Source organism: uncultured Rossellomorea sp., from assembly GCF_947488365.1.
Taxonomy (GTDB): Bacteria; Bacillota; Bacilli; order Bacillales; family Bacillaceae_B; genus Rossellomorea.
The window spans coordinates 1-218 of sequence record NZ_CANKZT010000035.1 but is presented as its reverse complement, the minus strand read 5'-3'; the positions used below and the strand labels follow the sequence as shown (position 1 = coordinate 218).

Below are 218 nucleotides of genomic sequence, written 5' to 3'. Positions count from 1 at the left end.
TAGCGAAGTGGCTAAACGCGGCGGACTGTAAATCCGCTCCTTCGGGTTCGGCAGTTCGAATCTGCCCCCCTCCACCACTGTATATTAAAGTGTAAAATGGACATCCTATAAATGTCCCTTTTTTATGCCATTAAAGTTATTATTGGGCTATAGCCAAGCGGTAAGGCATCGCACTTTGACTGCGACATGCGTTGGTTCGAATCCAGCTAGCCCAGCCA

General features: G+C 48.2%; 1 tRNA gene. It reads left to right on the top strand.

Annotated elements, in window-relative coordinates:
• The first annotated feature begins 143 nt into the window (after positions 1-143).
• Positions 144-218 (top strand) — tRNA-Gln (locus Q1B03_RS22115).